Raw genomic sequence first — 18,598 nt, 5'->3', positions numbered from 1 at the left:
GATTGGAATGAAGTTGGATGTTGGTGCCTCATGAACACGCAAATTAAGGACAAGTTAGTTGCTTCGATTTTGATTTGAGTGTCCAATATTTCCTCGTAATGCATCCTGTAACAGGCGGTCAGTAGTGTTGTATTCAGATTCTTGGATTTTGCATACAATGTTATAATAAGGAGAATTATGCAAAAATCAAGGCGCCAGTTTAAGGGATTACGTAAGGAGTATCACTGATGGCGGGTCAGCCACGCAAGACTGCGACGAAGCCAGCCAAGTCGCTCGAACAGCGCCTGTGGGACACTGCGGATGCGCTTAGGGGCAACCAGGAACCGAGCGAGTACAAGCACATCGTCCTCGGATTGGTCTTTCTCAAGTACATCTCCGACCGGTTTGAGGTACGTCGCCAAGCGATCGAAGCGAGTCTAAGCGATCCCGACTCCAGTGACTTCATCCCGAACGCCGAACGTCGCGCACGCCTTATCGAGGATCGAGACGAGTACACCAGCCACAATGTCTTCTGGGTTCCAGCTAACGCTCGCTGGCAGCACATTCAGGACCGAGCCAAGCTTCCCACAATTGGTCAAGATATTGATGCGGCGATGGATCTGATCGAGAAGGAGAATCCGTCGATCCGAGGTGTCTTGCCCCGCAACTATGGCCGGGAGGGTCTTGATAAGGGTCGCCTCGGTCAACTCGTCGACCTTATCGGATCCATTGGCTTTACCGAGTCCGACGATCACGGCTCCGACGATGTGTTAGGCCGAGTCTATGAGTACTTCCTAGGTCAGTTCGCTGGCAAGGAGACTGGCAAGGACGCTGGAGCCTTCTATACCCCGAGGTCCATCGTCAAGACTTTGGTTGAGATGTTGGAGCCTTATCACGGTCGTGTCTATGACCCTGCTTGTGGCTCGGGAGGAATGTTCGTGCAGTCTGCCGAGTTCGTGAAAGCTCACGGCGGCAAGCGTACTGACATTTCTATCTATGGCCAGGAATTCACCGACACCACTTGGAAACTGGCCAAGATGAACCTTGCGCTTAGAGGCATCGAGGCCGACTTGGGTGATCACTCCGATGACTCCTTCGCTAATGACTTACACCTAGATCTGCGGGCAGACTTTGTCATCGCAAATCCACCTTTCAACGTCAGCAATTGGTGGGATGCCAAACTCGCAGATGATCCACGTTGGAGGTACGGTACTCCACCTGAAGGTAACGCCAACTTCGCCTGGGTGCAGCACTTTATATATCACTTGTCTCCAAAGGGTACCGCTGGTTTCGTCCTTGCGAATGGCTCGCTCTCATCCAAGACCAGCGGCGAGGGAGAGATTCGTCGCAAGCTCGTCGAAGCCGACCTGGTTGACTGCATCGTGGCCATGCCGGACAAGTTGTTCTTCAATACCGGGATCCCGGTCTGCCTGTGGTTCGTCAGCAAGGACCGCCATGGCAATGGTCACCGCAAACGTCAAGGCGAGGTTCTCTTTATTGATGCCCGAAAGCTTGGCGTCATGGAGAGTCGCCGCCTGCGCGTCCTCGATGACGAAGACATTGGCAAGATCGCGGGCACCTATCACGCCTGGCGCAACCACGAGGCCGGATACAAGGACCTCCCGGGGTTTGCTAGAGCGGCCAGCCTAGACGAAATCAAGCATCACGACTTCGTGCTAACTCCTGGGCGGTATGTCGGCGCCGAGGAGGCAGAAGCAGACGCCGAGCCGCTTGAAGAAAAGATTGAGCGGCTCAAGAAGGAACTGTTTGCCGAGTTTGAGGAAGGGCGACGGCTCGAAGAAGTTATTCGAGAAAGACTCGGAGTCGTAGATGCTTAGTGGCGTTGCCTTGCGACCGGTACTTGAGAACTGGCTTAAATTTCGAAATGGCAAATCTTCTCCCCGTCGTACCGATGATGGGGCTTTTCCGGTTTATGGCTCGAACGGAATCATTGGGCGTAGTGCGGTATCCAACGTATCCGAGCAATGTATAGTCATCGGGCGCGTTGGAAGCTATTGCGGCAGTTGCTACTTTGTGCCCAGTGCGTGTTGGGTAACTGATAACGCAATAATCTGCCAACCCGAGGACCCCGCCGAGACACGTTACTGGTACTACGTGCTTTCCTCGCTTAATCTCAATGATCGCAGAGTTGGTTCGGGACAACCGTTATTGAATCAATCAATTCTGAACTCTATCGAGTTTGATGCTCCAGCTAAATCGGATCGTTTAGCGATTTCAGCGACGCTCGGAGCGCTGGATGACAAGATTGAGTCGAATAGGCGTCAGATAGCAGTGATGGAAGAGTTGTTATCCCTCGAGTTTCAGAATTTGCAAGTTAAGGAGTCCGTTCAACGGCTACCCCTCTCCCAGCTGACCATTATCACGAAGGGTGTCTCTTATAGGAGCGCTGATCTCAAGGCGTCGAGGACATCCCTCGTAACGCTCAAGTCGTTTGCCCGAACCGGTGGTTACAAGCCAGAAGGGCTGAAGCCATACAGCGGTCCGTACAAGCTATCTCAGGTAATCAAACCGGGTGAGGTGGTCATTGCACAGACCGACCTTACTCAGGGAGCTGAAGTGGTTGGGCGTGCCGTCCGAGTTCCATCTGATCATACGGCCGACACACTGGTGGCTTCACTCGATCTTGCAATTATTCGACCGACGGATGTGATTTCAAATGAATATTTGTTGGGAATTCTCACCGATGAGACGTTTCGCCAATATTGTCGGAGCCGTACAAGCGGCACTACGGTGCTACATCTTTCAGGAGACGCTATTCCGACATATCTAGCGCCGATGGTGTCAGCGGACGCTCAGGAACGGTTCGCGAAGTTAGCTCGACCACTCGTTGCTCGGACAGATTCATTGGGTCGGGAAGTCGTCGAATTATCAAATATCCGTGATGTGCTTCTTCCAGAGCTGCTCTCCGGTCGTATCCGAGTGTCAGAGGCGCAGGAGACCGTGGCATGAACATCTTGAATGAGTCAACGGTCGAGGCGGCTGCGCTGGAGTACCTGCGAGAGCTTGGATATTCGACAGCGTTCGGCCCTGAGATTGCTCCTGACACACTTCTCTCAGAAAGGTCTACTTGGAATCAGGTATATCTTTACGAACGCCTTCGTGAGGCAGTGACACGACTCAATAAGGGTATCGATTCTGCGTCTGTCGATGAGGCGGTCAAGCGACTGGATCGCGCGGAGTCCCAAAATCCGGTGGCGGAGAATAAGCGCGTCCACGAGCTGATGCGTGATGGAGTGCCAGTTGAGCGCAGGATTACTGATGGTCAGTTACGCACGAATCGTATTCGCTTAATTGATTTTGAGCATGCCGAGAACAATGAATGGCTTGCTGTTAACCAGTTCACGATCATCGAAGGCAAGAACCGTCGGCCCGACGTACTGGTGTTTTTGAATGGCATTCCGGTAGCGCTCTTCGAATTGAAGAACCTCGCCGACGAGCACGCCACTCTGAGGAACGCCTGGAACCAGGTGCAGACCTACCGTTCGGATATTCCGTCAATCTTCACTCCGAACGTGGTCACAGTTATCAGTGATGGCACGAGTGCCGCCATGAGTAGCTTCACAGGCGCTTTCGAGCACTATGCGCCGTGGAAAACGATGGATGGCCGCGAGGTGGTTACCAACCGACCGGCACTCGAGGTCCTGATCAAGGGTGTCTTCGACCAGCAGCGCTTTCTAGACATCTTACAAAACTTCGTTGTATTCAGCGACGAGGGTAAAGGTCTCGTCAAGAGGGTTGCGAAGTATCACCAATACTGGGCAGTGAACGCCGCAGTCGAATCTACGGTTGAGGCAGCAGGACCGAATGGTGATCGACGTGGTGGCGTGGTCTGGCACACTCAGGGATCTGGCAAGAGCTTCGAGATGGTGTTCTTCGCAGCGAAGCTCATGCGTGACCCCAGGATGAACAATCCCACACTTGTCTTCATTACGGACCGCAACGATCTCGATGATCAGCTCTTCGGTGAAGTGTTTGCTCCAGCCGAGATCCTTCCCGAGAAGCCGGTTCGGGCTGATAGTAGAATCGAACTCCGCCAGCTTCTTCGGCGTGCTTCGGGAGGAATACTATTCACGACGCTCCAGAAGTTTGCCCCCGAAGTCGGTGGCGACTCGAATCCTGTTCTAACGGACCGCCGGAACGTGGTGGTCGTAGCAGACGAAGCGCATCGCTCGCAGTATGGCTTTACTGAGACACTTGGAGCGGACGGCACGTTGAAATCAGGCTTGGCCAAGCACTTACGCGATGCCTTACCGAATGCCACCTATCTCGGCTTCACCGGCACACCAATCGAGTCCGCAGACAAGTCCACTCGTTCGGTGTTTGGTGACTACATCGACGTCTACGACCTGACACGGGCGGTTGAGGATGGCGCGACCGTCAAGATCTTCTATGAATCCCGACTAGCGAGGGTTTCTCTCGACGACGAGGCCCATGCAGATATCGACGCTTTAGCCGACGAGATAACAGAGGAGGTCGAGGAGTCCGATGCGATTCGCGCCAGGTCGCGGTGGTCCAGAGTGGAAGCCATTGTTGGTGCTAGCGAACGTCTGGATCTGATCGCTGCAGACATTGTGGACCATTGGGAGAAGCGCCGAGCTGAGTTGTTTGGCAAGGCCATGATTGTCGCAATGAGTCGTCGCATTGCCGTCGAGCTCTATGACAGGATCGTCAAACTAAGACCAGACTGGCACAGTGACGACCCGAAGGCTGGGAAGATCAAGGTTGTCATGACTGGCTCCGCAGCCGACCCAACTCCATATCAACGTCACCTTCATGACAAGAAGACTCGCACCGAGCTGAAGAACCGAGCGAAGGATCCTGACGATCCGCTGGAGATCGTCATCGTCAGAGATATGTGGCTCACCGGGTTTGATTCTCCAGCTCTGCACACGATGTACGTCGACAAGCCGATGCAGGGCGCAGGCCTGATGCAGGCGATCGCTCGAGTGAACCGCACCTTCCGTGACAAGCCGGGTGGTCTGATCGTCGACTATATCGGCGTTGCTACCAACCTTCGGAAAGCCCTTGCCGAGTACTCTCCCTCGGATAAGGATCAAGCTGGCGTCCCGATCGAAGAGATGGTTGCCGTCATGCTAGAGAAACACGACGTTATTCGTGCCATTCTGCACGGCTGTCCGTTCGACTCTTCGCCGCTGCTTTCGGCCTCCGAGCGGCTTGGTCAGCATGCATCGGTTCTCGACTTCGTGATGGCGGATCCCGATCGGATAAGTCGCTTCCTCGACCAGGTTCTTGCACTTACACGCGCCTTCGCTCTGTGCGGAGCACGTGACGAAGCAGTAGCGATCCGTAACGAAATTCGCCTCTTTGCTGACGTTCGGGCAGCAATTATCAAGATTCAGAACCCTGATTCCGGGAGGGCGGGTAGCGGAGGCGTGGAGATCGATACCGCAATCTCCCAGCTCGTGAACGAGGCGGTGTCTGCCGACGCGGTCATCGATATTTATAAGCTCGCTGGTGTTGACACTCCCGACCTATCCATCTTGAGTGACGAGTTTTTGGACTCGCTCGCTGGCAAGGAGAAGCCCAACCTCCAGATGGGGCTGCTACGCCGTCTCATCAACGACCAGATTCGCACCATCCAGCGCAGCAACCTTGTCCAGGCACGCAAATTCTCGGAGCAACTTGACGAGGCGATAAATCGCTATACCAACCGAGCGCTCACAACCGCCGAGATTATCGCCGAGCTAGTAAAGCTCGCCAGGGAGATGCGCGACCAGAATACCCGCCATGAGCAACTTGGACTCAGTGTTGCCGAGGCAGCTTTTTATGACGCCATTGTCCAGAACGACTCGGCCGTCCTCACCATGGGTGATGAGGTCCTCAAAAAGATCGCTGTTGACTTAGTCACTCAAGTTCAGAACAGCATCACGATCGACTGGAATTTCAAGGCGTCAGTCAAGGCTGAGATGCGCGCAAAGGTCAGGCGTCTTCTTGCGAAATACGATTACCCACCCGATCTTGAGGAGAAGGCTGTGGAGCTCGTGCTGCAGCAAGCCAGTCTGCTTGCTAGCTCCACTTCTAGCTATGGAGAAGCTGATGACTAATCCTGTTGGTGCTCATTGGATTCGTGTTGCACTCCAGATTAATCCTTATAGCTATCAAGGAAGGAATGAACCATCGAAGTTCTTCGCATCAGAGAGCGAATACAACAACGCATTGCTCGATGAGTGCGAGAACCTCGGAATCGGACTGATCGCCATCACAGACCATTGGTGTGTTGATACAGCCAGCGGCCTCATTACTGCGTCGGAGAGCCGCGGAATAGCGGCCCTACCGGGGTTCGAAGCCAACTCAGCCGAAGGCATTCACTTGCTGGTGATCTTTGAGTCAGGTACGAAATTGTCGACTGTAAACGCAGCAATAGGTGCGTGTGGTGTAGAGCCTTCCTGCGTGAACGGCACAACCGGGGACTCCTTTAAGGACATTCTTCAAAGGATGACCGACAAGGGAGCGCTGGTGATTCCTTCTCACGTTAACGTTCCCAATGGAGGGATGCTTACGGGTCGAAGGGGTCAACCGCTCGTGGCAATGGTCAAGGATCCAAACCTTCATGCGATAGCCGTTACCCCCGGGCAAAGCGAAGGTACAGACCAGAAGAAGATTGTCAAGGGCCAGAAGCCGTACGATCGGAAGCACCCGCTCGCGGTTATTCATGCCGACGACGTCATGCACCCGGATCAGCTCAGGACGGAGGGAGCGACGACTTGGTTCAAGCTCAGTGGGGCGAGATTAGAGAGCCTTAAGCTGGCTGTCCGCACACCAGAAACACGAGTTTCCCCAACTGACCCAACAGGTCAGCCACGGGCCACACTGAAACAGATCAGCTGGACTGGTGGCTTCCTTGATGGAGTTACCATCCCCATCTCTACCGACCTCACTGCCCTTATAGGTGGGCGAGGCACCGGAAAGTCCACTATCGTCGAGAGCCTTCGGTACGCGTTGGATGTGGAGCCGATAGGCGATGACGCTAAACGTGACCATAAGGCTATTGTAGAAAAGGTCTTGCGGTCCGGAACCGTGGTGAGAGTAGAAGTACAAACGGTGGCTCCGGCGCCTCATCGCTACATGGTCGAGCGGGTCGTGCCTAATCCGTCTGTCGTACGGGACGCGAGCGGGACAGCTACGAGCTTGCTGCCTATCGACGTTGTCGGCTCAGTAGAGGTGTTCGGGCAGCACGAACTTGCTGAGTTGGCCAGTAGCCCGAAGAACGTCGCCGATATGCTACGCCGCTTTGCGGGTGATGAAAGGGAACATCCTGAGCTCCGTGACGTTCTCGAGAGGCTTAGCGAGAACCGCACTCAGCTGAAGCGCGTAGAGGACAACCTGGCAACACTGCAGGGTGAGCTCGACGATATCCCCCGCCTGAAAGAGCAGGTAGACCAATACAAGAAGATCAATGTTGCGACACGGCTGGAGGATTTGCAGCGACTTACCAGGGAGGAGTCCGTGTTTGCGGAGGGACGACAGAGGGTCCGTGCCGTTTCCGAGGCACTTGGCGGAATAGGTGATGCACAGCTTGAGGCTCAGCTAACCGCGCTCTACGAAGGGGTAGACGGTTCACCAAGACAGGAGACCTTGGAACGAATCTCTGCCGCCACTTCGAAACTCGCCGCAACGCTGAAGAAGCTATCCGAAGACGCATACGAGGCGGTATCCCAGGCAGAATCAGCTATCAAGGGAGCGCAGGTGGACTGGGAGTCTCTAGTCAAGGACGAACGCGATGGACATGCGGAGGTGCTGCGAAAGCTCCATGAAGAAGGTCTAGAACCTGACAAGTACCTAGATACGAGTCGGGCACTCGACGATCTACTGGCAAAGCAGCCTCGTCTCGCCAGTCAGACTGAAGCTCTGAAGAAGTTAAAAGAGAATCGAGACAAGCTTCTAGGTCAATTGGCATCTCAGGAGCGCAAGCAAGTCGAAGCCTTACATGAAGCGGTACGGTCCGCGAACGCAGCTACTGGAGGCGTCGTCGTCGTGGTGCCAATTGCGGCCCCCGATCGGAGCCACATCATGAAAGTGATTACGAAACATATCTCGGGCGCTCGTACTCAGATAGCTGCCGCCGTCGATGCCGACGACTTCTCCCCTCGGTCGTTTGTAAAGGCGATACGCTCTGGGGGGTCACAACTTGAAAAGCTAGGAATCAAAGGAGCGCAGGCTGTGGGCTTGGTAAATGCCGGAGAAGCGCTTCTGCGTGAACTGGAGGAGCTTTTGGTCGGTCATGCAGTGGAGGTGAAGCTCGATATCTCCTCAGTCAAAGGCACGCGGGAACTCAGGACCATGGACGAGCTATCGAAGGGTCAGCGCGCTACAGCCTTACTGCTCCTTCTTCTCGGCGCCTCAACAGCTCCCCTGGTGATCGACCAGCCCGAGGACGATCTGGATAATCGGTTTGTGTACGACGGTGTCGTAGCTCATTTAAGGAAGCTAAAGGGCGTACGACAAATCATTGCTAGCACCCATAATGCTAATGTGCCGGTCCTCGGGGATGCGGAGCTGATCGTGACTCTTGAAGGGGACGGTCAGCACGGCAGGCCGGTAGCTGACGGTGTGGGTTCGTTGGACGATGCACCGATACGGGTGCTGGCGGAGAACATATTGGAAGGCGGGTCGGCAGCCTTCAATGCGAGGCAACACCTCTATGGGTTCTAGCGAGAATTCAGCGGAACGTATCGAAGCGAAATTCGGCTGGGCCAGAAATGCCTTGCAGGCAGCGCAAGTTGCAGCCGGGAAAGACGCCGAGGCCCAGGGGCTAGTGGAGCCTGACGGGTGGAGATGGCGAGTCCTGACTGATCTGGAAGTGTTGCGTGATGTTATCGTACGCGACTACACCAAGGCTCGCGATAAGCAGAAGTCACAGGCCTGGGAATCGCGCTTGGGGCCAATCATCACTGGCGGTGGTGCAGGCGTCGGCGCGGTGGTCGCTGCAATAGGCGCTGGCATCGCTAAGTCTGGACGATGGGGTTGGGTCCTGATTGTGGTAGGCGTACTGTTCGCGATTGTGGGGTCAGTGTTAGGCGCAAACAGCTACGTACGCAACCGAAACCAAAAGCTGCGGTATCTTCGCCTGATGCATGGCCTTGGAGACTATGCCTATTTGCTGCTTTCTGTGGCAGAACCTGCAGACGCGTTCCAGCAACTCGACAACTTTCGGCAACTATGGGAATCAGCTGGCACTTAGTTGGTTATCGATTCGTCTGAGGTGGTCATGTGTCGGAAGATGGATCTGGAGCGTCAGCACCGGCGGTGACGAGGATGGTCCCAGGGGTTTCTCATCTCCACGCCATACTGCCTGAGGGCTTGGTGGAGGTTAACTTTAACTAGATTTTCTCACTCTAGCGTCAACTTCCACCTCGTTGCTATCATTGCGTTATCCTCTTCACCAACATCGTAGGTTGGCATAACTGGTATCCACAGAATCTGGGATACCTCAGTCATGAACTGCTCTTTCTTTAGCAGCATAACGCATGTCTGCCTCGTAGGTCTTGGACAAAATCCAGTAGAACCACCCAGCAACTGGTGGAGCATCACGTCGCAAATCGAATATCTGATCTTGGATCTCCCGCAATGCCTCATGCGAGCAATCGTTCTTATCGAACAGTGCATTTGTCTCGTCTTCAAGATGTTGGCGACGGGATGATGCCAGGAAATGCTTCTTCGATAGATCAATGGCGTCAAGGACAGCTGGGAGCGATGGGAGAGCAATGGTCGTCAGGTATCCGGCGAGCGTCGTTTGTTGTAAAAGTGCGATGATCACACCGAAGATTGCCCATGCGAATGCGGAGACCAAAAGAAAACATCCATATGCATGATGTTGACGTCTGGCCCAGACGGCATTCGATCGTTGACAAGTGATTACACTTCTTGGCCAGGCAATATCAACATCGGTGGGATACCAGTCACAATGCTTCTTTATTGACTTCGGATCTTTGAATCTTTTACTTGCCGATCGGATCTCCTCCTCCGAAGGCTGACGAATCAGTGCATCATTCCAGGTGAGGCCAAGGACATCGCAATCGAACATTTCTTGGGCAGAGGCCCCTTTTACCTGGTAGCCCTGCTTGAGAGGTTCGAAAAGGAGGCGGGACATGAAGATCCATACTCCAGCAATTGCTCCGAGCAACGGACCCCAGTCTGGTTCGTACACGAGCACGAGTGGCGATGCTAGCGCCAAGACAATGGCTGCTGACGCTCCCCAAAAGTGCCAACGGTTTCCTATTTTATAGAAGCGGTCTTTGGCTTCTTGCCTGCGAAGATTGCGATCACTGTGTTGCGCAACACCAATGTCATGCATGGATGGATTCGAAGAGGAAAATTGTGCCATAGAACTAACCGTATGCCGGGAAGTAATCTCCGAATACCTTTCTCCATTCGACTATTGCAGCGGAAGTATTGCCGTTCTTATCAAACTGCTCAGCTTTGATCGCTCTGTCGTAAGCGACCTGAAAGCGATTGACTGCGTCAAAGACAGTCTTGGTCGCGAAGAGAGGATTAATCTGCTCTCCAAGACCAGCAGGGTCCTTGACTTTCGTTTTGATCCGTTCACGGCCTTTGTCAAAGAAGTAACGAACTGCGCTTGAATCTGAACTGAGGGTTACGCCAGCAAAGATCTCTACAGCGATTAGCTCTAGGTAGAACGGAACGAAACTTCGTGAAATCTCCCGATTCCAGGCCTTGATCATCTTGACAACTGGAACGACTGTCCCACCATGGTCAGCGTTCGACTTGCTCATGTAGGTCTCATGAATAGTTGGATCCGTCTCGATCCATCGTTTGTTACTTGAGTCCGGTATCAAAAAGCCACCGCCTTTGCGGTTAAAGGCTGGGACCACGTCAATTTCGAAATCAGTGAACGAAATCGTCACGGCGTGTCCATTTCGGCTGATTTTAGGAGTGCTGGGATATGTCTTCAGTAGAGTCGCCCGTATTCCGCCGAGCAAGGCCGCGTGCCCGTCGCTTTTAAAGTAATTAGCATCTAAGACTACAAAGATGTCAACGTCAGCCTGATGGAGGGGAGCGATCATTGTTGATCTCTTGTATGAGCCCGTCAGGAACGACTTAAGTACCGTGAAGTCCTTTTCAACGGCTTTTCTTACGTTCGTTTGTCTCGTCGAGACAGTTGAAGCCTGAAGATCCGTGATTTCCAAGTTCTGTCGGAGCTTAGCAAATGATGCTGTAACTGTCTTGGCCATTTGTTTACCTCCTAATACCTCGGTAAGCTCAATAAGTTATCTGTCCAAGTGCTATCGGCGTAGGTTTGGACGTAAGGCGGGGTTGCCTCACGTACTCGCAGGAACGCTCTCATCGTTGGCCCCTGAACGTAGGCTTGGTCGGGATTACTGCGAACGAAAGTGACCATAGCTTCGCGGGTACTCGCACCCGTGGCGCCCGTGCCAGAATTGACCCACTTCATTTCATCAATATGTTGGTGATGTTCTGTCCCGACCATATGGATCGCAGTGATTTGGACCATTTTTATACTTCCTTCTCATGTTGAGTTATGATACTCTTTTAGTATATGGTAGCTCAATAGCGTATGTCAACAGTTATAGGATATTTATTTACTAAAACAGGAGGACATATTTAATGACAGATGTTTTGAAATATGTGGCAGGCAGAATACGGCAGCTACGTACCACCTACGGAGAGACGGGCCTCTCACAGGAAGCGCTCGCAAAACAGTTGGGTGTAGCTGCTAATACAGTGTCAAGGTGGGAGACTGGAGCATACAAGCCTGATTTGGCTGACTTGGATAAGCTAGCTCGCTTCTTCCAGCAGTCCATACTTACTTTTTTTCCGCAAGATACAGATCCCGTCAAGAAAGAGACAGAAGCTTTACTACGAGCAGCAGAAGCTTTACCGGTTGGCGATGTTGAGGAACTAATTCGTTTCGCTGAGTTCAGACGAGCAAAGTATGTACACAAAGCAATCGGAAAAAACAAAGGCTGAGCAATGAGCCGAAGCCAAACTTATGCTCATGCCAAAGTCGAGGCTCTCCTGGTTCGAGAAAAATATGGTATCGATGGTCCATCTCTTAAGCTTCAGCAAATGCGCAAGATATACAAGGACCAAGGAATTGATCTTATTTATTGGCCGGTCAAGCTGCGTGTTTTGCGAGGAGTATACATATGTGACGAAGATGGTCCGACGGTGATGGTTTATAAAGACCTACCAAATGACCCAAAGTTATTTACGCTTGCGCACGAGCTAAAGCATCATCTGATCGATAACGGCGCTTGTGGCACTGTCGAGAATAGCTCAGATGTGCGTGAAATCGCCGCAGAAGTATTCGCAGCAGAACTACTCTTACCTGAAGCTCTCTTCGTGGACGAGCTTCACCAACGTGGTGTCAGTCCTCGCCAACCCGTGGGTTTGGAAACAGTACAGCGAGCCATTGTCGAGCTTAAGCGAGAGACTGGTACCACATTAAGCTACGCAGGCCTAGCAAAGCGCGGTGAGCGCTTAGGATACGCGGCCACAGGCAGTTTGATTCATGCAAAGTGGAAAATTTTGGAAGAATCATATTATGGCAAGCCTTTTTATAGACAGAAGTATGCAAGCTTTTGACTTTTGAGCTAGCGAGTTTGACGCAATCAACGTTGATTCTTCGTGACACGGAAGCTCTAGTGGTCGCATACCCACGACATTACATCAAAGCGTGGGGTGTTTCGGCTCGACCAGCTTAGGTGATGGAAGGGTTGTATTATGGGGCATAAGCGGGGACTAGCCAGTTGGCCTGATTCTGTCACGTAGCGCTGAACTTGTGTCGATGATTGTCACCCACTTGAGCAACAACACAATGGAAGATGACAGAGTTAAGCGAGATCATTTGGTCGCATTATTCTGAACGATGGTCTATGGTCGTCATCGTGGTTCCCTGGTTTTGACTCTACGCTTTCGCAGGTGGCTACCAACCGAATCTGCCGAGTAGCCGACTTGTTGACCTACTTTGCTCATAGACAAGCCTGATTCATAGAGTCGCACTATCTCGTCGACAGTCTCCTCCGCAGGCGGTTGCAAGCGCATGATGACCCCCTGCTGTTTAAGGCGGATCGAGACGGTACGGCGGTCAATCAAAAACTCTGAGGCCAACTCGTATACCGTTGCGCCGGATTCATATCGGTCAACCAGACGGGCGAGTTGCGTGTCGCTTAGCCGCTTCGCTCGGTTAGGGTGCACCCGACCGACTCGTTTACAGATCATCCTGCTCAGGTCCAGTTGACGATAGGCGTTTATCGCACGGCAGAGAGCAGATGGGGTCGAGTTCGAGAAGAGTCTGGCGAGGACCACCAAAGTATCCGTATGAGAACCCTGCACCTTTTCGGTGCCGGTCAACGTGTCGCTCAAACCGCCTATCAGAATGTCCCTGGGGGCGGTTTTTTCTATGTCAAGAGTGCGATGAACGCTCGCTGGAATGAGGCGTGAGAGCAAAGTGTCGAAGGGCTCGCTGTAGTCAACTCGGACGGTCTGCTCGCGTGTCTCTTCATCCTCATCGATGTAGATCTTGGCGAAGAATGCCTGATTGAAAAGTCGCCTGGTGTTGTCACCCGCTTCCAGGTACGCAGTATGGCAGTCTCGAGTCAGATCGAGCGTGTCGGCCAATACTGCTCGTACTTGCCCGAAGTTCGCATCGAGGCTAGCAAACTGATCTTCAATTCGTGCCAATCGACTTGCTATCCGATCTTGTTCGCTCTTTAGCCTGGATCCACCGAAAATTTAGCCGATCAACTTTGATTTTGGAATTAAAAAAATGCTCTGAACTGGTAGAATGATGTTTGAAGACAATTCAAATCTATCAGTTTAAGGAGCACCTTTTAGATGCGAGCATCTACTAGTGCTTTAGAGTGTTTGATAGTCACCTTTGACGATTCGAACGCAGTTTCCAACAGTGGGTTAATACTCCCTATCACCCTTGCTGAGAGACTTGGCCTTAGGGATCTCTTTGATTTACACATTGACCTAGAGGATCGTCCTGGACGAGCAAATGTTGGCAGAAAAGCTATGGCTATCGTCGCATCTATCTTGGCCGGTGGTGATTGCATTGATGACACTGCAATCCTTGAAAGCCCAAATGCGCAAGTTATCCTTGGTCAGATAATGCCAGCACCATCCACTCTTGGTGTCTTCTTGCGTAGTTTTGAGACCAGTGACATCGCAGATGTTGAACGAGTTGCAGCTTTGTTGCTAGAACGAGCCTGGCTAGCTGGAGTAGGTCCAGGTGATGAGTCGCTCACCATTGATGTTTATTCCACAATATGTCAGGTATATGGAAACAAAAAAGAAGGAGCTTACTTTGGTTATACCAACCTAAGGGGGTATCACCCACACCTAGCAGCTGTTGGTAAAACAGGTGACATTCTTGGAATAGTGACACGTGAAGGCAACGCCAATACCGCTCGTGGTGCCGGAGAGTTTGTAACTCAGGTAATCAACAACATACTTATCAAGTTTCGTAAGTTTCGCCTCCACCGAGACCAGATTGGAGCTAATCTTTAGTAGAACAGATGTTCGATAAAGGAGGCATGGTGGATATCTCAGGCTTTATGGTACGCTTCGCTTCAGAGGAAGCATGTGAAGATCATTTGATCAAATTGCGGTGGAAAGAGGGATTTAGATGCCCAAAGTGTGACTCTGACCAGTTTACCTTAATCAGGCCAAACCATCGAAGAAATGCAGCATCTCGAGCTCCACTTTTTCAATGTAAATCTTGTCACCGTCAAACTAGCGTTACCTCCGGAACCATCTTCCATCGAAGCCATATCTCTTTATCCAAGTGGTTCTCCGCTATCTATCTATTGTCCAACGACAAGCGTGGTCTTTCGGCTACTACCATTGCTAAATTCGTTCAAGTATCTTATTCGACTGGCTGGTTGATGCTAAATAAGCTACGAAAAGCAATGGCTGACCGAAATGGTTTATATAAACTTGGAGGAAACGTCCAGGTAGATGAGTTCTTTTTAGGTGGTGAGAGCCATGGCGAAGGCAGAAGAGGAAAGGGAACAAAACAAACCAATGTCCTAATTGGAGTGTCGATTAGCAATGGTGCTCCTACTCATTGCTTCATGGAAGTAATCAAAGATACCACTGCTAAATCATTCAAAGATGTTTTTGTGAGACGTTTAGATTCCGATACCAAGCTGATAAGTGATGGTAACCCAAGTTACGGGGTATGTGCTGAAAGACCTTGGACTAGCGCATTCGATCACTCTATCCAAAGACGAACAAGCACATGTAACATTCAAATGGCTCAACATCCTGATAGGGAACTGCAAGAAATTTATCGACGGAACATACCACGGACGTGAGGAACATAAGCAACTTTACCTCGAGGAATTCGCATACCGATTCAACCGAAGGCACTTTGAAATGTCCTTGGTAGAGCGACTTCTCAATACATGTGTGTTTGCGTCTCCACATCCGCTACTCCGCGAATCTGATTCCAAAATGGCTCTTGCTTACGAAACTTGATAAGTATGATCAACAATGCCAGAGCCGCCGGAGCAACTGGTGAAATAACCATGCGTTTTGACTCTGGGTTCTACTCAAGAGCCGTTAGAGACGCAGCTAGTGCGGGTGATGTTCGCATTTGCATTACAACACGGATGTCAAAACGATTGAAGCAGGTTATTGCAGCCATACCAGAAGAAACATGGACTTCAATTCCTTATTGGCTTGAAGGTGGAGCTGATGTAGCAGAAGTTGAATACAGGGAAATACAGGGAAATACAGGGAAATATCGCGCATTTGCAAGAGATAGACAAGACGTTCGTCTTATCGTAGGAAGAACAAAGCCTACTCCAGGGTCTCAGCTGGCACTATTTAGTGACTATGACTATCACGCATTTATTACCGATCGACAAGGCGAAACGCTTTTCCTTGAGGCTGATCACCGAGCACATGCCCAGATCGAACTAGTCATCAAGGATCTCAAAGGAGGTTCTAGGCGGAATCATGTTCCATCCAGATACATGAACGCTAATGCCGTTTGATTGGCTCTGGTCTAATTAGCCATTGGTGCAATTGCACACAACCTGGCACGGTGCAATTGCACACAACCTGGCACGGTGCAACTGCACACAACCTGGCACGGTGCAACTGCACACAACCTGGCACGGTGCAACTGCACACAACCTGGCACGAATAGGTGCTATTACAGAAACTGTAATAACCACACCAAAGCTTCGACGGTGTTACTTTCAGATCGCAGGACATATCACTCGTTCAGCTAGAAAAGTAATACTGCATCTTGAAGAACACTGGCACTATAAGGATAAGTTCTTAGAGGCTCTTGATCGGATCAGAAAGTTTGAGATCGCCATCACCTGAACATCTGGTTACCTAACACACTGAGTATTACTTGAAACAACTGCTCTAGAAGACAAGGGATTAGGTCACTATACCCAAAATGAGATTTCACAATCTCAAAAATGACCAAACAGGCTCAACCACAAAGGGATTAGGTCATATTTGGCACTCTGAAACCAGATTTAAGCCATAGACCCTCCGTCAAACCTAAATCAGTTCCAAAAAACCGACTTGGATTCACACCGAAGGGCTCAAGCTGGTCCATTTCTGTGGATTCAGGCTCAGTTCAATACCGTTCAGTTGAGCACCAGCACACATATCTGCGGCGGATGCTCAGGTTGAGGGCCAATGGTGGTGATTAAGGCGCTTGGCTGTCCACTTGGGGACCTTACGTTTGACCACTCGAGGGTTCGAGCGCAATCGACGAGGCGGATTGAGGCGCTTCGCGAGGGTGTTCATGGCAAAGAGCCAGATCAGTTCGGATTCAGCTGTTCCTACTGGGGGGAAAATCACCCTTTGCGACAGAGTGCCGGGCGATACGTAGTGTAGCGACAAAGGAGATTCGATCTGGGTCACGTCCTGAATGCGCTGCTGTGTCAGCCATGAGGACTCTGATGGCGTAGTGACAACACAGGTGTCCCCAGATCTCTTGGTAGATGAGTTCTGGAGACTTGGAACGCAAGACCTCTCTCGCTCCTCGTTGGTGGGTCTTTAATTCGTCAAAGGTGGTCTCTATCTCCCAGCGTTCTGAATAGAGCTGGGCCAACTCCTTAGCCGGAGCGATGACGGGATCCAACAAGGTGGTGATGAGCCGATAGCGATCATCACCATTTATGGTGTAGTCGATAACGCGTACCTTATGGGGATCTCTCCCGCCACGACCCGTCCCAGAGGTAGGCCGAATGGAGGCGATCCAGGAGCCATCGGCCAGCGTCTGTTCATGGTGCGGGGACAGGGTGGACTTGACTCGAAAGGCCAGATCAGCCCCGGTACCGCTAGCTTGCTCCCACAGGTTGAACCCATAGAGGCCACGATCAGCCAACACGAGCATCCCGGGACGAAGACGGCCCATGAGTTCTCGAGTGAGTTCAACCTCAGAGCTGGTACAGGGGCCGATGACGGCATCGACGATTGCATGGGTTCCACACTCGGCTAGAGCCACCAGGCGTGCCTGAGGGAAGGCAGAGCGGTCCCCTCGACTCGAGGGAGGGCGACCAAAGTGAGCCTCATTGGCCTCGGTATCGGCAATATCTAAACACGTGCCGTCGATCGCCATCACGCGCCTATCGGCGAACCAGGATCCGGGAGTATCTGGGGTGGCCAAGGGGCGCACCACCTTGGTGAAGAGATGACGTAGTGGCTCTGCTCCTAGACGGAGCCGAGCCTGGAAAAGAGCTGATTTCGAGGGAGGCTTCAACGACTCAGTCCACCCCTTGGACCATGACAGGCCATCGGAGAGCTGGGAGAAGACGTCCTCATAGGATCCCTCTGAATACATCGCCATGCCGATGGCAAAGTAGACCATCACCCGGGCGGGAAGAACTCGGTTTCGGATCTCCCTCCGGCCAGCATCCTCGATCGCTTCATCGATAACATCTGGAGGGAACACCCTCGCAAGCAGGCCAATTGAGACGAGATCGGACAATCGCCGATCAGTTGCGGGCTTTACCCAACCAGAACGTGGCATAGATACACATTACCACAAAGGAATCCTTAACTGAACGGTATTGAGGCTAAGACTGGTTACCATCACCAACATGTAGCTCCCGCCGCCCTTCCCCGAACTCAAGCTCCCTAATCATCAGCCGGTCTCATCTCGTTGAACTCATCAAGTCAATCGGGAAAACGGTCTAGTCCTCCCATAGACGAGCAGCTATCCTCTCGGCCTCCTCAGTCTCAATAGGCCAAGAGACTGCCTTACCAAGCGCTAATACAAGGTGAGGGTGAAACTCTTTGCCTAATATCTATTCCACCACGTGGCCACTCCTTGATCACAACACCCATCTCAATCAGATCAGCAATTCCAAAGAGTACCTTGGTACTCGGCAATATTTGGATTGTCGATCACGAACCCAGTATCTAGAACCCTTAATCACACCAAATCATCTGCCAGCCCAGCTACCACTTTCTGTTCCGAACTAGCATTCCCGTGAGCATTCTGGCAAACCCCTAAACAGATAATACGCTTTCGGAAATATCTCCAAATTTCGTACACTCGTCGCCACGATGTGTAAAGATTTGCATGTGAACCACATGATAACCCAGGTAAGCA

17 protein-coding genes are annotated in these 18,598 nt (G+C 51.8%); 12 read left to right on the top strand and 5 right to left on the bottom strand.

Annotation, left to right across the window (positions count from 1 at the left end):
- Positions 1–227 precede the first annotated feature (227 nt).
- Genes ACIDITHRIX25_RS87910 through ACIDITHRIX25_RS87890 form a run of 5 tightly spaced genes read left to right on the top strand, consistent with a single transcriptional unit; the run spans position 228 to position 9,202 of the window.
- Positions 228–1,817: a class I SAM-dependent DNA methyltransferase gene (locus ACIDITHRIX25_RS87910; RefSeq protein ID WP_201732318.1), complete on the top strand. Its 1,590-nt coding sequence runs from the start codon at positions 228–230 to the stop codon at positions 1,815–1,817.
- Entirely contained in the window at positions 1,810–2,949 is a 1,140-nt protein-coding gene (locus ACIDITHRIX25_RS87905; protein ID WP_201732317.1) for a restriction endonuclease subunit S, read from the top strand. The genes ACIDITHRIX25_RS87910 and ACIDITHRIX25_RS87905 overlap by 8 nt, the downstream gene beginning before the upstream one ends.
- Complete coding sequence (locus ACIDITHRIX25_RS87900) at positions 2,946–6,065, top strand: type I restriction endonuclease subunit R (protein WP_201732316.1); 3,120 nt, start codon at positions 2,946–2,948, stop codon at positions 6,063–6,065. The genes ACIDITHRIX25_RS87905 and ACIDITHRIX25_RS87900 overlap by 4 nt, the downstream gene beginning before the upstream one ends.
- Complete coding sequence (locus tag ACIDITHRIX25_RS87895; RefSeq protein ID WP_201732315.1) at positions 6,058–8,673, top strand: TrlF family AAA-like ATPase; 2,616 nt, start codon at positions 6,058–6,060, stop codon at positions 8,671–8,673. Before ACIDITHRIX25_RS87900 ends, ACIDITHRIX25_RS87895 begins: the two co-directional genes overlap by 8 nt.
- Positions 8,663–9,202: a DUF8108 domain-containing protein gene (locus ACIDITHRIX25_RS87890; protein WP_201732314.1), complete on the top strand. Its 540-nt coding sequence runs from the start codon at positions 8,663–8,665 to the stop codon at positions 9,200–9,202. Before ACIDITHRIX25_RS87895 ends, ACIDITHRIX25_RS87890 begins: the two co-directional genes overlap by 11 nt.
- Positions 9,203–9,451: 249 nt before the next feature.
- On the opposite strand, the gene ACIDITHRIX25_RS87885 is transcribed toward ACIDITHRIX25_RS87890, so the two are convergent.
- Genes ACIDITHRIX25_RS87885 through ACIDITHRIX25_RS87875 form a run of 3 tightly spaced genes read right to left on the bottom strand, consistent with a single transcriptional unit; the run spans position 9,452 to position 11,494 of the window.
- Positions 9,452–10,345 (bottom strand): S-4TM family putative pore-forming effector, encoded by an 894-nt coding sequence (locus ACIDITHRIX25_RS87885; protein ID WP_201732313.1) that lies wholly within the window; start codon positions 10,343–10,345, stop codon positions 9,452–9,454.
- A 4-nt stretch (positions 10,346–10,349) separates the two neighbouring features.
- Entirely contained in the window at positions 10,350–11,213 is an 864-nt protein-coding gene (locus ACIDITHRIX25_RS87880) for a CBASS oligonucleotide cyclase (RefSeq protein WP_201732312.1), read from the bottom strand.
- A gap of 11 nt (positions 11,214–11,224) precedes the next feature.
- Positions 11,225–11,494, bottom strand: coding sequence for a DUF3892 domain-containing protein (locus ACIDITHRIX25_RS87875; RefSeq protein ID WP_201732311.1), 270 nt, complete (start codon positions 11,492–11,494; stop codon positions 11,225–11,227).
- Between the two features lie 113 nt (positions 11,495–11,607).
- Here ACIDITHRIX25_RS87875 and ACIDITHRIX25_RS87870 point away from each other — a divergent pair, with 113 nt between their 5' ends.
- Together ACIDITHRIX25_RS87870 and ACIDITHRIX25_RS87865 are read left to right on the top strand one after the other, a co-directional pair.
- Complete coding sequence (locus ACIDITHRIX25_RS87870; protein WP_201732310.1) at positions 11,608–11,970, top strand: helix-turn-helix domain-containing protein; 363 nt, start codon at positions 11,608–11,610, stop codon at positions 11,968–11,970.
- A gap of 3 nt (positions 11,971–11,973) precedes the next feature.
- Positions 11,974–12,588, top strand: coding sequence for an ImmA/IrrE family metallo-endopeptidase (locus ACIDITHRIX25_RS87865; RefSeq protein ID WP_201732309.1), 615 nt, complete (start codon positions 11,974–11,976; stop codon positions 12,586–12,588).
- Between the two features lie 297 nt (positions 12,589–12,885).
- On the opposite strand, the gene ACIDITHRIX25_RS87860 is transcribed toward ACIDITHRIX25_RS87865, so the two are convergent.
- The gene (locus ACIDITHRIX25_RS87860) at positions 12,886–13,686 is read right to left on the bottom strand and encodes a helix-turn-helix domain-containing protein (RefSeq protein WP_201732308.1); all 801 of its coding nucleotides are present in this window, start codon (positions 13,684–13,686) and stop codon (positions 12,886–12,888) included.
- A 153-nt stretch (positions 13,687–13,839) separates the two neighbouring features.
- Between ACIDITHRIX25_RS87860 and ACIDITHRIX25_RS87855 the strand changes: the two genes are divergently transcribed.
- The 5 genes from ACIDITHRIX25_RS87855 to ACIDITHRIX25_RS87835 are packed head-to-tail and all read left to right on the top strand — an operon-like array spanning position 13,840 to position 16,347.
- Positions 13,840–14,517 (top strand): transposase, encoded by a 678-nt coding sequence (locus ACIDITHRIX25_RS87855; RefSeq protein WP_201732307.1) that lies wholly within the window; start codon positions 13,840–13,842, stop codon positions 14,515–14,517.
- Positions 14,518–14,525: 8 nt separating this feature from the next.
- Positions 14,526–15,326 carry an IS1595 family transposase gene (locus tag ACIDITHRIX25_RS87850; protein ID WP_249685620.1) on the top strand — a complete coding sequence of 267 codons (801 nt, stop codon included), beginning with the start codon at positions 14,526–14,528 and terminating at the stop codon, positions 15,324–15,326.
- Positions 15,223–15,489, top strand: coding sequence for a transposase (locus ACIDITHRIX25_RS87845; RefSeq protein ID WP_249685680.1), 267 nt, complete (start codon positions 15,223–15,225; stop codon positions 15,487–15,489). Before ACIDITHRIX25_RS87850 ends, ACIDITHRIX25_RS87845 begins: the two co-directional genes overlap by 104 nt.
- A gap of 5 nt (positions 15,490–15,494) precedes the next feature.
- Positions 15,495–16,010: a transposase gene (locus ACIDITHRIX25_RS87840; RefSeq protein ID WP_201732306.1), complete on the top strand. Its 516-nt coding sequence runs from the start codon at positions 15,495–15,497 to the stop codon at positions 16,008–16,010.
- Between the two features lie 25 nt (positions 16,011–16,035).
- Positions 16,036–16,347, top strand: a complete 312-nt coding sequence (locus ACIDITHRIX25_RS87835; protein WP_201732305.1) for a hypothetical protein — start codon at positions 16,036–16,038, stop codon at positions 16,345–16,347.
- Between the two features lie 463 nt (positions 16,348–16,810).
- Here the strand turns inward: ACIDITHRIX25_RS87835 and ACIDITHRIX25_RS87830 are convergent, their stop codons facing one another.
- On the bottom strand, positions 16,811–18,013 hold the full coding sequence (locus ACIDITHRIX25_RS87830; protein ID WP_052607018.1) for an IS4 family transposase: 1,203 nt from the start codon (positions 18,011–18,013) through the stop codon (positions 16,811–16,813).
- Between the last annotated feature and the right edge of the window lie 585 nt (positions 18,014–18,598).

Source organism: Acidithrix sp. C25 (assembly GCF_904848545.2).
Note: the sequence above shows the minus strand (reverse complement) of the source record. Positions and strands in the feature narration are given on the sequence as shown.